This window comes from uncultured Sphingomonas sp. (assembly GCF_936927845.1).
In the GTDB taxonomy this organism is placed as follows: domain Bacteria; phylum Pseudomonadota; class Alphaproteobacteria; order Sphingomonadales; family Sphingomonadaceae; genus Sphingomonas.
Map to the genome: position 1 here is coordinate 1 of NZ_CAKZHV010000004.1, position 13674 is coordinate 13674.

The 13674-nt window shown below is 66.7% G+C and carries 11 protein-coding genes and 1 pseudogene; 3 read left to right on the top strand and 9 right to left on the bottom strand.

The genetic code is table 11. The features are described 5' to 3' along the window. Positions 1–191, top strand: a pseudogene (locus tag Q0579_RS01220) (IS481 family transposase); the annotation flags it as partial. A gap of 27 nt (positions 192–218) precedes the next feature. Here the strand turns inward: Q0579_RS01220 and Q0579_RS01225 are convergent. The 4 genes from Q0579_RS01225 to pdxH all read right to left on the bottom strand — a co-directional run bounded on the left by Q0579_RS01225 (position 219) and on the right by pdxH (position 3348). Beyond that, positions 219–872, bottom strand: a complete 654-nt coding sequence (locus Q0579_RS01225; RefSeq protein ID WP_298808296.1) for a DNA starvation/stationary phase protection protein — start codon at positions 870–872, stop codon at positions 219–221. A 116-nt stretch (positions 873–988) separates the two neighbouring features. Then, a complete protein-coding gene (locus Q0579_RS01230; protein WP_298808300.1) occupies positions 989–1792 on the bottom strand; it encodes a PhzF family phenazine biosynthesis protein in 804 nt (267 codons plus the stop codon). 33 nt (positions 1793–1825) lie between these two features. Further along, a complete protein-coding gene (locus Q0579_RS01235; protein WP_298808303.1) occupies positions 1826–2773 on the bottom strand; it encodes a cation diffusion facilitator family transporter in 948 nt (315 codons plus the stop codon). Further along, entirely contained in the window at positions 2770–3348 is a 579-nt protein-coding gene (gene pdxH / locus Q0579_RS01240) for a pyridoxamine 5'-phosphate oxidase (RefSeq protein WP_298808306.1), read from the bottom strand. Before pdxH ends, Q0579_RS01235 begins: the two co-directional genes overlap by 4 nt. Before the next feature lie 135 nt (positions 3349–3483). Between pdxH and Q0579_RS01245 the strand changes: the two genes are divergently transcribed. Beyond that, positions 3484–4380, top strand: a complete 897-nt coding sequence (locus Q0579_RS01245) for a Ku protein (protein WP_298808308.1) — start codon at positions 3484–3486, stop codon at positions 4378–4380. A gap of 7 nt (positions 4381–4387) precedes the next feature. Next, entirely contained in the window at positions 4388–6808 is a 2421-nt protein-coding gene (gene ligD / locus Q0579_RS01250) for a DNA ligase D (protein WP_298808309.1), read from the top strand. Positions 6809–6824: 16 nt separating this feature from the next. On the opposite strand, the gene Q0579_RS01255 is transcribed toward ligD, so the two are convergent. The 5 genes from Q0579_RS01255 to Q0579_RS01275 form a co-directional block, all read right to left on the bottom strand. After that, complete coding sequence (locus Q0579_RS01255) at positions 6825–8927, bottom strand: S9 family peptidase (protein ID WP_298808496.1); 2103 nt, start codon at positions 8925–8927, stop codon at positions 6825–6827. A 245-nt stretch (positions 8928–9172) separates the two neighbouring features. After that, complete coding sequence (gene dapF, locus Q0579_RS01260; protein WP_298808312.1) at positions 9173–10126, bottom strand: diaminopimelate epimerase; 954 nt, start codon at positions 10124–10126, stop codon at positions 9173–9175. Positions 10127–10175: 49 nt separating this feature from the next. After that, positions 10176–10697 carry a DUF6456 domain-containing protein gene (locus Q0579_RS01265; protein ID WP_298808315.1) on the bottom strand — a complete coding sequence of 174 codons (522 nt, stop codon included), beginning with the start codon at positions 10695–10697 and terminating at the stop codon, positions 10176–10178. Between the two features lie 952 nt (positions 10698–11649). Further along, positions 11650–12471 carry a DNA adenine methylase gene (locus tag Q0579_RS01270; RefSeq protein WP_298808318.1) on the bottom strand — a complete coding sequence of 274 codons (822 nt, stop codon included), beginning with the start codon at positions 12469–12471 and terminating at the stop codon, positions 11650–11652. A 152-nt stretch (positions 12472–12623) separates the two neighbouring features. Continuing rightward, the gene (locus Q0579_RS01275) at positions 12624–13673 is read right to left on the bottom strand and encodes a phage portal protein (protein WP_298808321.1); all 1050 of its coding nucleotides are present in this window, start codon (positions 13671–13673) and stop codon (positions 12624–12626) included. Position 13674: the final 1 nt, after the last annotated feature.

Genomic DNA, 13674 nt, shown 5'->3' on the forward strand with positions numbered 1-13674 from the left:
GCTTCCACTACGAGAGCCACGACCAGCTCCGGACGCACCTCGCCGACTTCATGGCAGCCTACAACTTTGCCCGCCGGCTCAAGACGCTCAGCGGCCTCACCCCCTACGAATGCATCGCCAAGATCTGGACGTCAGAGCCAGATCGGTTCATCATCGACCCGATCCACCAAATGCCGGGACTGAACACCTAGGCGCCGCGTCCGTGCGTCGGACCTCGCTTACTGCGGCGACCCACCCGTGCGCGGCGGCATTGCGATCGGGCGACCGCCGTTCAGGTCGGCGCCGGTGTTCTGGTCGGTCGGCGTCGGCTGGATCATCGCGCGCATCTGCCACTGGTATTTGTCGATCGCATGCTGAACCTCCTGGAGCAGGTTCGACGTCGTCGGATCGCCATCCTCCGACGCCTTGATCCCCTGCCCGACCTCGTCGCTCACCACCTTGTAATAGCGCGCGAACCACGCGATCACCTGCGCATCGTCGGTGAAGCCGCCAGGATATTCGGGCACGCGGCTGGTGCGCACGATCGTGTTGGCACGTCCATCGGCAGAGGCACCGATCGCGAGCAGTCGCTCCGCGACCTCGTCGGCGTACTTGCCGACACCTTCATAATGGTCCTGGAGCAATTCGTGCAGCGGGTAGAACAGCGTGCCGGACACGTTCCAATGCGCCTGCTTGGTCTGCAACTGCAGCTGCTGGAGCTCGGTCAAGGTCTGCTGCAACGCCTGGATCGAGGCGCGGTGCGCCCCCGCCTGCGGCCCACCATGCTCGCGGTCGGTAACGCTGTTGGTGGGGAACCCACCTGCAGGGGCGGCGGTCTGCGCCAGAGCAGGCGTAGCAACCAGGCAGGCAGCGGCGGACAGGATCAGACGCATCGGGCAACTCCGTCGATGGAGCGCGACGCCGGTCGGCGACGCTGCTCACTGTACTTGCCCGAACGGCGAAAACTAACCTAGGTTGCTTCCGTCAGCAAAGATTTGTCACGAACGCCTCACGGCAGCAGGAACGTGCCCTCGATCACGGTCACGCACGCGCCACCCAGCACGACACGGTCGCCCTCCAACCGGCATGACAGCCGCCCGCCGCGTACCGAGGCCTGGTATGCGCTCATCCGCTCGCGCCCGAGCCGCCCGGCCCAGTACGGCACCATCACCGCGTGCGCGCTGCCCGTCACCGGATCCTCGTCGATGTCGAACGCGGGCACGAAGACTCGGCTGACGATATCGGTCGTCTCGCCCGGCGCGGCGACGATGATGACAAATGGGCCAAGCGGCGCGAGCGCGCGCATGTCGGGCGCGCAATCGCGCACCTGACGTTCGTTCTCCACCACGACCAGCGCGTAGCCTTTGTCGTGCCACAGCGTTTCCTGCACCGCGCCTTCCGGCAGCTCCAGCCCGGCGACGATCTCGGGCAAGAGCTTTGCCTGCGGCACCCAGGCGGGTAGCGCCATCGCGTAGCGGTGCCCGTCGCGCGCGACCTCGAGTATGCCGGCTTGCCGCGTACGAAAGCGGACGCTCGCGCGGTCGGTGTCGGAGGATAGCACGACGTGTCCGCTCGCCAGCGTCGCGTGACCGCATAGCGCGACCTCCGCACCCGGCGTGAACCAGCGCAACTCGTAATTCGCCTCACCGCTGGCGTCGGGGACGAGAAAGGCGGTTTCGGACAGGTTGTTCTCGACCGCGATCTTGAGCAGCGTGTCGTCGTCGAGCCACTTGGTCAACGGCATCACCGCCGCGGGATTACCCGTGAACGCTTCCTCGGCAAAGGCGTCGACCTGGGAAAAGGGGATGCGCATCTCGTGTCCTTACAGCCGCTTGGCGACAGGTTCTTACAGCCGCTTGCCGAACCAGTGCGGCGTCGCCTCAGCCTCGACCAGGGGATTGTCGGTATCCTCATGCCCCTCGGGATCAAGGTGGATCAGCGTCTCGACCTTGGGAAAGGTGCGGCGCAACGCGAACTCAACCGACTCAACGATATCGTGCGCCTGCCGCACGGTCAGGTCGGGATCGACCTCCATGTGGAATTGCGCAAAATCGTGAGAGCCGGCACGGCGGGTGCGGAAATCGTGGATGCCGCGAATGCCGGGCTGGCGTGCGGCAACCTCCATGAAGGCCGAGCGCTGATCCTCCGACCATTCCTTGTCCATCAGCATGTCGATCGCCTGGCTCGACGCCTGAAACGCGCCCCAGGCGAGCCACGCGGCGATCGCGATGCCGAACACCGGGTCCGCACCCTTCACCCCGACATATTGGTCAAGCACCAGCGCCGCGATCACCGCGACGTTCAACAGCACGTCGGACTGATAGTGCACGTTGTCGGCGAGGATCGCGACCGACCCCGTCTTGCGGATCACGCTGCGCTGATAGGCGAGCAACACCAGCGTCGCGGCGATCGCCAGCACCGACACGCCGATGCCGAGTCCGGCATCCTCGTTGACCTGCGGCGCGGAGAAACGCTCCACCGCGCGCCACGCGATGCCGATCGCCGAGGCGGTGATGAGCACGACCTGAAACAGCGCTGCCAGCGCCTCCGCCTTGCCATGGCCGAACCGGTGGTCGTGGTCGGCAGGCTCGGCGGCGAGCTTGACGCCGTAAAGCGTGACGAGGCTGGCGAGCAGGTCGAGCCCGGTGTCGGCGAGCGACCCCAGCATCGCGACCGATCCGGTATGCCACGCGGCATAGCCCTTCACGACGAGCAAACTTAGCGCCATCGCGACGCTCGCCAGTGCGGCGCGCATCGCGATCGGGATCACCCGGCGGCGTTCGCTCTCGGTCATGGGAACAGCAATCCTTCGCTCCAGGCGTCGCCGTCACGCGTGAACAGGCGGCGTTCATGCAAGCGATGCGCGCGGTCCTGCCAGAACTCGATGCGTTCGGGTGTCACGCGATAGCCGCCCCAATTGGGCGGACGCGGCACGTCCTGTCCGTCGAAGCGCGCCTTCATCTCTTCGAACCGCGCCTCGAACGTTTCGCGGGTGTCGAGCGGGCGCGATTGGTCGGACGCCCAGGCGCCAAGCTGCGAGTCGCGACTGCGGGTGGCGAAATAAGCGTCGCTCTCCGCATCACTCGCGAAGCGGACCGGGCCGTCGATCCGGATCTGGCGGCGCAGCGACTTCCAGTGAAACAGCAGCCCCGCCTGCATGTTCTCGGCCAGCGCCTCGGCCTTGCGGCTGCCGCGGTTGGTGTAGAACACGAAGCCGTCGGGCCCATGCCCCTTCAACAGCACCATCCGCACCGACGGGCGCCCGGCGGCATCGGCGGTGGCGAGCGCCATCGCATTCGGGTCATTGAGTTCGCTTGTCCGCGCCTCGGCATACCAGGCATCGAACAGCGCGAAGGGATCGTCACTCATCCGCCCCCCATAGCGCAACCTGCATCAGTGCGGAACAACCGCGTCATCGGGCAAGCGGGAACAACTCCCATGCGCGGCGCGGAACGACTCCTTCGCCCATGATTTGAATCGCTTACGCAACGAGAGGGGTGGAACATGGCCGCGCGCGCTTACTGGCAGGGGCAGATACGGCTCGCGCTCGTCTCGATCCCGGTCGAGATCTATTCCGCGACGAAGTCGGGCGCGCAGATCGCGTTCCACCAAATCCACGAGCCTTCGGGCGAGCGGATCAAGTACGAGAAAGTCGCGCCGGGCATCGGCCCGGTGGACCCCGATGAGATCATCAAGGGGTTCGAGGTCGAGAAAGGCGAGTACGTCCTGCTCGAACAGGACGAGATCGATGCGGTGAAACTCGAATCGAAGAAGACGCTCGAGCTGACGCAGTTCGTCGACAGCAGCGAAATCGACGTACTCTATTACGAGAAGCCCTATTTCGTCGTGCCCGCCGACGACCTTGCGGAGGAAGCGTTCATCGTGCTGCGCGAGGCGCTCCGGCGGACCAAGAAGGTTGGCCTCGGACAGCTCGCGATGCGCGGGCGCGAATATATCGTCAGCCTGAAACCGTGCGGGCGCGGACTGATCCTGGAGACGCTGCGCTACGCCGACGAGGTCAACAAGGCGCAGGGCTATTTCCGCGAGATCGCCGACACCAAGCCCGACCCCGAGCTGCTCGACCTCGCCGAGGCGCTGATCGACCGCAAGACCGCCGCGTTTGATCCGCAAGAGTTCCACAATCGCTACGTCGATGCGTTGAAGGAGCTGATCGAACGCAAGCGCAAGGCGAAGGGCAAGACCAAGATCATCGAGGACAAGGATGAGGGCGGCCGCTCGGCGTCCAACGTCGTTGACCTGATGGCGGCGCTCAAGAAGTCGATGGAAGGCAAGTCGGGCGGCGAGCCGGCGAAAAAGGCTTCGGCCAAAACCGCAGCAAAGAAACCCGCCGCCAAGAAACCGGCGGCGAAGAAGCCGGCGCCGGCCAAGAAGCGCGCCTGACGCCGCGATGGCCGCTACCGACCCTCTCGCCCGCTACAACGCCAAGCGCGATTTCACGCGCACGGCCGAGCCCGCGGGTACGCTCGCAAAGGGTCACGGCAACAGCTTCGTGGTGCAGAAGCACGACGCGACGCGGCTCCACTGGGACTTCCGGCTCGAAGTCGACGGGGTGCTGAAAAGCTGGGCGGTGACGCGCGGGCCTAGCCTTGATCCTGGCGAGAAACGGCTGGCGGTCAGGACCGAGGACCATCCGCTCGACTATGGCACGTTCGAGGGAACGATCCCCGCGGGCGAGTACGGCGGCGGCACCGTCATGCTATGGGACCGCGGCACCTGGTCGCCGATCAAGGGCAAGAGCGCGAAGGATCTGGAGGCCGGGCACCTCCATTTCGTGCTGGAAGGCGAGCGGATGCGCGGCGAGTGGCTGCTGATCCGCTTGAAGCCACGTGCCAGGGAGAAGCGCGAGAACTGGCTGCTACGCAAGATCGGCGACGCGGAGGCCGGCGGCACCGACTTCTTGGTCGAGACCGCGCTGACCAGCGTGTCGACCGGCCGCACCATGCAGGAGATTGCCGAGGACAAAGCGCCCAAGAAGCGAAGGGCTGGGCGCAAGGCGACCAAAGCCGCCACCCTGCCCGCCTTCACCGAACCGCAGCTCTGCACGTTGGTAGACACGGTGCCGACCGGATCGGCGTGGCTGCACGAGGTCAAATATGACGGCTACCGCGCGCTGGTCGCGGTCGCGGGCGGCACGGCCAAGGTGTTCACCCGCAACGGCCTCGACTGGAGCGACAAGTTTCCCGGCATCGCCGAAGCCGCTGCGGCGCTGGACGTGCGTTCCGCGCTGATCGACGGCGAGATCGTCGCGTTCAAGAACGGGCGCCCCGACTTCTCGACGCTCAAGGACGCGATCTCGTCGGGCGGTGACATGACGATGTTCGCGTTCGACCTGCTGACGCTCGATGGCGAGGATCTGACGGCGCTGCCGACGACAATGCGCAAGGCGCGGCTCCAGGCGATCATCGGCGACGACGCACGGCTCCATTACGCCGAGCACGTCGTTGGCAGCGGCGAGCAGTTGCTCGAGAAGATGTGCGCCGAGGGGCTGGAGGGCGTGGTATCGAAACGCGCCGACGCGCCCTACCGCGCCGGGCGCTCGTCCGACTGGCTCAAGATCAAATGCACGCGGCGGCAGGAGTTCGTGATCGTCGGCTGGCTGCCGTCGACCAAGAAGCGCGGGTTCAAGTCGCTGCTGCTCGGCGTGCACGAGGACGGCAAGCTGCGCTACGCCGGCAAGGTGGGCACCGGCTTCACGCAGGCACTGATGACGGAGCTGCGCGCGAAGCTCGACACCCGCGTGCGCAAGACCGCGCCGGTCGACGCGCCACGCGCGATGGTGCGCGGCGCGCAGTGGGTGAAGCCCGATCTGGTCGCGGAGATCGCCTTCACCGAGGCGACGCCCGACGGACTGTTGCGCCACCCGAGCTTCCTGGGCCTGCGCGGTGACAAGCCCGCGCGCGAGGTGGTGTTGGAACAAACCCACGTGATCGCCGACACGTCCGCAACCCCAGCGGTCAAGATCACCAATCGCGACCGCGTGATCGACCCCGACGGACACGTGACGAAGGGAGACCTCGCCGACTATTACGCCACGATGTCCGCCATCATGCTGCCCTGGACCGGTCACCGCCCGATCAGCCTGGTGCGCTGCCCGCAGGGACGTGCGAAACAATGCTTCTTCCAGAAACACGACGCGGGCTCGTTCGGCGAGGCGGTACACCGTGTCGCGATCGAGGAGAAGGACGGGTCGAGCGAGGATTACCTGTGGGTCAACGATGCCGCGGGGCTGCTGACCTGCGTGCAGATGGGGACGATCGAGTTCCACGGCTGGGGATCGCGCGTCGACGCGCTGGAGCGGCCCGACCGGATGATCTTCGACCTCGACCCCGACGAAGGGCTCGACTTCGGCGACACAAAGAAGGCGGCCGAGTTCGTGCGCGACCAATTGGGGGAGATCGGCCTCGCCAGCTTCCCGCTCCTGTCGGGTGGCAAGGGCGTCCACGTCGTGGTGCCGCTGATGCCGGGCGCCGAATGGCCCGCAGTGCGCGACTTCGCCGAACGCTTCGCGCGCGCACTCGCGCAAAGCCACCCCGACCGTTTCGTCGCCACCATGAGCAAGGCGAAACGCAAGGGGCGCATCTTCATCGACTATCTGCGCAACGGGCGCGGATCGACCGCGATCATGCCCTATTCCGCGCGCGCGCGCGCCGGTGCGCCGGTCGCGGCACCGGTGACGTGGAGCGAGCTGCGCGACCTCGACACCGCAGCGAACTGGCACGTCGGCGACGCCGCCGAGCTGACCGCGCGCGCCAATGCGCCGGCGCTGTCGGGCTGGGGCGTCGCCGATCAAATGCTGCCCGACCTGTAAGGCCGGGCCGCTCACCTTACTGCGCGGGCGTCGCCTGCGCGGGTGCGCCCGTCACGCGATAACGATCGAACCAGGCGAGGATTGCCGACGCTTTCGCCGCCGACTGGCTCGGCCGCGCGGTGAAGCCGCCGTGGCTCGCACCCGGTACCTTGACCAGCGCGGTCGGCACGCCGCGGATCTGCAAGGCGGCGTAATATTGCTCCGCTTCCGACACCGGGGTGCGGTAATCCTCGCTCCCGACCACCACCAGCGTCGGCGTTTTCACGTTGCCAACGAGGCTCAAGGGCGAGTGCCGCCAATAATCCATCGGATCCTCCCACGGCAGCTTGTTGAACCAGTAGCGCGAGGTAAACAGCGTTGCGTCCATGGTCAGCGCCTCGCTGATCCAGTTGATGACGGGCTTCTGCGTCGCCGCCGCCTTGAAGCGGTTGTTCTTGCCAACGATCCACGCGGTCAGCACGCCGCCGCCCGACCCGCCGGTGACGAACAGATTGTCCGGGTCGGCGGTGCCGTCCGCAATCGCGGTGTCGACCGCCGCCATCAGATCGTCGTAATCGGCGCTGGGATAGTTCTTGTCGATCAGATTGGCGAACTCGGCGCCGTAGCTGGTCGAGCCGCGCGGGTTGGTCCACAACACCGCATAGCCATCGGCGGCATAGAGCTGCACGTCGCTGGCGAAGCTCGGGCTATAGGCCGATTGCGGCCCGCCGTGGATTTCGAGGATCAGCGGCACGCGGCGACCGGGCTGCCATCCCGGCGGGGTCGCGATCCAGGCGTCGATCGCGCGACCGTCGGGCGCAGTGACCGCGAGCTTGCGGATCGGCGCCAGCGCCTTCGCCTCCAGCATCGTCGCGTTGAGGTTCGTCAGTCGCCTGGGCTTGCCGCCAGAGACGACCCAGATATCGGCCGGCGCTTGGCCATCGCCGCCGGTATAGGCCACCACGCCACCGCGCGAGACCGAGAAGTCGCCGCCGGTGTATGGCCGGTCGAGCCCGCCGCCCTTCAGATTGTCGGCAAGCACGGTAACGCCGCCGCCCTCGCCCACGCGCGCGACCTTGCGCATGCCATGATCATCGTACGAGGCGTAAAGGGTGTTCCCCGCCCATTGCACGTCCTCGACCGAGCGATCGAGCGCGTGCGTCAGCGAACGCGCGTTCGCGGCACTGCGATCGCCGACGTAGATCTCGCTGTTCTCGTATGCGCGCCGCTCGTCGTCGAACCCGAGCCACGCGACGCGGGAGCCATCGGGGGAGAAACGCGGGGAGGCATCGGGGCCGTCGCGGGTGGTCAGTTGCGTCAGCACGGCCGAGTTGACGTCGACCGCGTAGAGATTGCTGTCCATCACGCGGCGGTCGGCATCCTTGCCGCGGATCGCCGCGAACAGGATACGCTGCCCGTCCGCGCTCCACGACAGCGGCCCGGCATCGTCGTAGCTGCCGAAGGTCAATTGCCGCGCCGCACCGCCGTCGGCCGCCGCGACGAACACGTGATCGCGCCCCGGCTTGATGTAACCCGGACCATCGGCGCGGTAGGTGATGCGGTCGATCACTTGGAGCGGCTCGGCCCATTTCGCGCCCTCGGGCTTGTCAGGCGCGCGGCCCAGTTTCGTCCCCTCCCCCATCACGGTCGCGGTGAAGGCGAGTCGGCGGCCATCGGGTGACCAGGCGAGCGCGCCCGGATCGCCCGGCAGCGCGGTGATCCTGGCACTCGCGCCCGTCGCCAGCCAGCGGACGAACAACTGGCTGTTGTCGCCGTCGCCCGCGGCATAGGCGATACGTGTGCCATCGGGTGACCAGCGCGGCGAGGAACCACTGGCGGCGAACGGCGTCTGACGCCCGCTCGCCACATCAACCAGCCACAAGGACGATTGCATCCGGTCAGTCATCACGTCGCCCGAGCGGCGGACGTAGACGATCGTGCGCCCGTCCGGGCTGATCTGCGGATCGCTCGCCATCTGCAGCCCGAACAGATCTTGGCCGGTGAACGCGCGGTTGGCGGTGTCGGCGGCGGGGACGGGCCTATCCTGCGCGGGCGCGGCGACCGGTATGGCGAGCAGCAAGGCAGTGGTCGCGAGGGCGGTGACGAAGGAGGCGGGGGTCGGACGCAAGGCGAGCTCCATGATCGAGGCGAGCGCGAACATGCCCGAACGGCGGCGGCGCGCAAGACACCGCGTTCGGAGCGGTAGCGCACATCGGGGTGAGCCGGTCGTCCGCATCAGCGCGGCGTCATCGCGGGTCTGGGGCGAGGTTCACTGCACCGCCGATGAAATACAGAGGTATGCAAACCAGACAGCGTCAGGCCTGCCGTATCACCGTGTGCGGTCTCTCACGGAACGGACAGCACCTCACGCCGGCGGCGCAAGCGTCAATTCTTGTCCCGCGCCGCTTCCGCGACCGCGCGCCACGCCGCGACCTCGTCGTCGTAGCGGTGCAGCACCGTCACTTTACCCGCGCGCTCAGCGGCGAGATCGACCTCGACCTCGCCTTCCCATTCCCAAGTCGCATTGCCGTGCAGCGTCACCATTGCATCGACCTCGGCGCGCGCGCGGACCATGCCTCCGCGATTGAGCACCACGATCTCGTGGCCGAACTCGATGCGTCCGGTCACGCAGGCGGCATAGGTGGACGCCGCCATCGCACTGCCGCAACTATTGGTCAGCCCGACGCCGCGCTCGAAGGTGCGGACGAACAACGTGTCGGGCCCGCGTGCTTCCACGAACGACACATTGGCGCGATTGGGCAGCCAGGCGGGTGCCGCTTCGCACGCCTCGCCGACCGCGACCAACTCGACCTCGTCGATCGCATCGACGAAGGTGACGAAATGCGGGTTGGGGATCGACACTGCGGTGAACAAACGCGTGCTCGGCAAGCCGGGCACGACCGCGTCGATCAATCGATCGGACACGCCGAGGATCGGCCAGTCGGCGGTTGCGAGCGAGGCGGGGCCCCCGGTTTCCGCCACCGTGTAGACGCCGGATGCGAGGTCGCCGACATGCTCGACCTGCGCGTGCGAGGTCTTGAGCCGCGCGGTCGCCGTTTCGACTTCAGCCGCGGCGAAGCCCGCGCGCGCGACGCAGCGCAGCCCGTTCAGACACGTCTCCGCTTCCGACCCATCGCTGTTGAACATCCGCATCCCGAACGCCGATGCATCGTCGCCGGGCACCAGGGCGAGGATGCCGTCACCACCAACCGGCCCGTCACGCGCCGCGAGCACGCGCGCCAAGCTGGCCCATTCGCCGTCCGACAATATCCAGTCGCGCCCGTCGATCAGCGGGAAATCGTTGCCGGAGCCATGGCATTTGGTGAAGCGCACCAGCATCAGCGGATACGCGCAGCAGCGGAGGTGGTAGTCATGTCGGCTCCTATCGTCACGAACCTCCAACCGGCGCAACCCCGCCCTGGTTGCGCGCTTCGCCTCCATGCAGTCCATAATGGTCGGCAAGCCGGTCGAGCGCGAGCCCGAGCACCAGCCGCCCGCTGCGTGCGGGCCAGCCGAGATCGCGCTCGGCCGCGGGCAGCCCCTCGCCCGCGCAGATCACGCGCCACAGTATGTCGGACAGCCCGCGTCCGGCAGCCGCGACCGCGCCGTCGAAGCGGCGCTTGGCCGCGAGCTGCCGCTCGCTCGGGGTGAGGCCGTCACGCGTGCCGCCATCGACGCGCGCCTCCCAGCGCATCGTGACCGCGGGCGCGATCGCCGCGGTCTCGTAATCGGCACGCAACCGCTCCCCCGCCTCGTTCTGCCGCGCGGTGACGAGGCTCCGCGCGGCGAGCCAGGCAAGCGGCGACTCGCGCAGGTTGACCGTCACGCTGCGTCCGCTCGCCCGCATTCCCCCCGGCACCGCGCACGGCCGGCCGCTCGCGTCCACCCTGCGTTCCACCAACTCGCGCATCCATGAGCTCCCATCGCTTGATCCGGCGTGAGCGGTGACAGGAAGCGGGTGTGTAGGACAGCCGCCTTGCCCGCAGCGGCCCGCGCGCCATCGGTCGCAGCCGAGCTGCGCCTAGAAGCGCGCTACGGCATGGTGGTGGGCGCTGACGGGTTCGAACCGCCGACCTACTCGGTGTAAACGCTTAGCCCCCTAGGATTTCTGCGGGCTCTGGCGTTTTTTGCGCGGAATTTGGCGGCTAAAAAGCGCAGTTTCGCGTCCTGCCTGCAACGCCCTGGTTCAAATTGAACCACCGACGCACTCGGTGCAGGTTTGCACCTGTAGCGCTGTTCGGCTGCGCTGGTGCGGCATCGAGGGCGGGCGGCAGCGCCACACTTTAGGTGAGGGTCGGGAAAAGGGTAACATCGGTAACATGCGAGTGAAATCAACGGCTTATGGGGTAACCAAAAGGGTAATCTAAAGGTAACCTGATTACCCTTCTTCGGGGTAATTTCGACGTTGGGAAAAACGGCGCAAAATCAATGACGTAACCAAAGTCGCTTGATCAGGTTACCCCGAGGTTACCCTTTCTCGGTAACATTAAAGTCAAGCAGGATCAGTGCCTTAGCTGGCTATTTTGGGTCAGATTACCGAGGTTACCCTTTTCCCGGACCTACCCCATTCTCGAAGGGCGATCGTGCGCATTCGCCTTGCACATGGCTGCGTTCTGCCGTCTGCGTGACGAAAACCGCGTTCAGGTGCACCCAACTGCACCCAGGCGCACCCGCCGAGACGCTGCAACAAGCCTAGCTCCTGGGCCGATTTGCCCGATGTCGGCCGGTGCACCTTTTCCGACCTAGAAAGAACGGGGGCGAGGCGGGGGGATTAGCGCGTTTCGTAGGGGTGCAAGTCGACGGGTCGACCAGGCCGGGGGGCACCTGCCACCCCGCCCCGATCGACCCGACCGCGCCGCGGGTCAGGCCGCGCGGTCCCTCGTGATCGGCCGGTTGCTGATGATCAGCTCCCCCACCTTCTTCGCTGCGCCGGCGCCGATCGTGTAGGTCACTGGCACGTCGACCATGTCGAACCGCGCGAACGTCTCGCGTGCGCCGGGCGTGTCGTTGATCGACAGCACGAACGCGCCCTTGATGCCGGCGAGCTGTTCGGCGAGCGCGGCGAAGTCAGCGCGGCCGAACACGTCCTGGCCGTAGTCCGTCTCGCAGCCCCAGTATGGCGGGTCGAGGTAGAACAGTGCACCGTCGCGATCGTAGCGTCGGATGAAGTCGGCATAGCCGAGCTGTTCGACCACCACGCCCTGCAGACGCTCGTGAATGTCCGCGAGCATCGGCTCGAGCTTGCCGATATTGAACCGGGCACCCTGCCCTTTGTCGACGCCGAAATGCCGCCCCTCGACCTTCCCGCCGAACGCCAGCCGCTGCAGATACAGGAAACGCGCCGCGCGCTGCAGATCGGTCAGCCGATCGCCCGGGATCGCGCGCAGCCGCTCGAACTCGGCCCGGCTCGCCACCCGCCAGCGCAGCATGTCGATGAAGTAGGGATAGTGCTCCTGCAGCACGCGGAAGAACGTGGCGATGTCGCCCGACACGTCATTGATAGCCTCGGCCGCGGGGCGGGTCGGCCGGCGTAGGAAGATGCCACCCATGCCAACGAACGGCTCGGCGTAACTGGTGTGCGGGATCTGACCCAGCAGCGCGATGACGCGGCGCGCGAGGTTGCGCTTGCCGCCGATGTACCCGGCAGCGGGTGCGACAGGGAGAACGGAAATAGAACATGACATTAAGGAAAATCTCGCATCTATGATCCCGCCCGAGCGAATCGGGCGCGGGACGGCCGGTTGGCCGATCGTGTCGTGGCGAGATCATCCCTCGTCGGTTTAACCAGGCTGCAACCCGGTTTCCCCCGCCCGGTCACCAGGACCGGACGCAGAAACTATTCGAGCGGCGCGCGCTCGCGGTAACGGACGGCTTCGACGCCCAGCCGATCGTTCAGCTCGAGCAGCGCCGTCTTGATCGGCTCAATCTCCAGCTCAAGGAACATCGCAGTCGCATCCTTAGGGCTGCCGAACGCTGACCCCTGCGCCGGCACAATGCCGAGCAGCTGGGGCGGCACGCGGTGAGCCGCGAGCACGTCGGCCTGCGTCGCGGACTTGATGCCGAGGAACTCGTCTTTCGCGCCCACCTCGGCGATCGGGATCACCTTAATGCCGGCCTCCTTCCCGCCGGGCGCGTGGACGAACAGGTTGCGGAAGTTGCCCGGACCCTTCGAGTTCTTCAGCGCCAGCCGCATCGCGTCGGTGTCGCCGTTCTGGAAGTCACCGGTGGCGTAGAGGATGTAACCGGCATGGCTGCCGTTCAGGTAATAGCGGCGACGGAACAGCGTGGCCGCTTCGTTGAGCAACGCCGATTGCAGCGCCGACAGATAGCCCGGCACGCCGTAGACCTCCTGGTTGATGTCGGGCTGCATGATCTGAATGACGCTGTCGGCCGCAAACTCGGTTGAGCCGAGCGCGCCCTGGACGAAGAAGAACGTTCCCGGCTTGACGCCGCGCCGCCCGTATTTCGCCGGCACGTGACTGACGCGCAGCGGCTCACCGAAGACGTTGTCGTGCCGCTGGAATATCGCATCGCCGAAGATCAGATAGTCCTGCACCGCCTTCATGAAGTCGATGCGCGACAGGTAGCGCGTCGGCTCGAGCGAGGCCGCGACCAGGTTGCGCTTGAACTCGATCGCGCTGCTGTGGTGCGCCGAGGCGCGGAACGCGCGCGCCAGCCCCTCGCGCGACACCGGTGGCTCGTACCAGCGGTCGTTGGCGTAGCATTCCGCCATGTCGAGAATCTGGCGACGGTCGAGCACCGGCTCCGGATCGCCGAACGAGAACGCCTCTACTGGTCCCGGCTTTACCTGGTGCTCGACCGCGCCGATCGCCGCCTCGTGCGCCTCGCTTCGCGCCAGTGCGCGCACCCGGCTCCGCTTCGCCATG

Excerpts from the sequence above, each read along its gene's own strand:
- Q0579_RS01225 (WP_298808296.1), bottom strand. The coding sequence starts at position 872 with ATGCGTCTGATCCTGTCCGCCGCTGCCTGCCTGGTTGCTACGCCTGCT.
- Q0579_RS01230 (WP_298808300.1), bottom strand. The coding sequence starts at position 1,792 with ATGCGCATCCCCTTTTCCCAGGTCGACGCCTTTGCCGAGGAAGCGTTC.
- Q0579_RS01235 (WP_298808303.1), bottom strand. The coding sequence starts at position 2,773 with ATGACCGAGAGCGAACGCCGCCGGGTGATCCCGATCGCGATGCGCGCC.
- pdxH (WP_298808306.1), bottom strand. The coding sequence starts at position 3,348 with ATGAGTGACGATCCCTTCGCGCTGTTCGATGCCTGGTATGCCGAGGCG.
- Q0579_RS01245 (WP_298808308.1), top strand. The coding sequence starts at position 3,484 with ATGGCCGCGCGCGCTTACTGGCAGGGGCAGATACGGCTCGCGCTCGTC.
- ligD (WP_298808309.1), top strand. The coding sequence starts at position 4,388 with ATGGCCGCTACCGACCCTCTCGCCCGCTACAACGCCAAGCGCGATTTC.
- Q0579_RS01255 (WP_298808496.1), bottom strand. The coding sequence starts at position 8,927 with ATGGAGCTCGCCTTGCGTCCGACCCCCGCCTCCTTCGTCACCGCCCTC.
- dapF (WP_298808312.1), bottom strand. The coding sequence starts at position 10,126 with ATGCTGGTGCGCTTCACCAAATGCCATGGCTCCGGCAACGATTTCCCG.
- Q0579_RS01265 (WP_298808315.1), bottom strand. The coding sequence starts at position 10,697 with ATGCGCGAGTTGGTGGAACGCAGGGTGGACGCGAGCGGCCGGCCGTGC.
- Q0579_RS01270 (WP_298808318.1), bottom strand. The coding sequence starts at position 12,471 with ATGTCATGTTCTATTTCCGTTCTCCCTGTCGCACCCGCTGCCGGGTAC.
- Q0579_RS01275 (WP_298808321.1), bottom strand. The coding sequence starts at position 13,673 with ATGGCGAAGCGGAGCCGGGTGCGCGCACTGGCGCGAAGCGAGGCGCAC.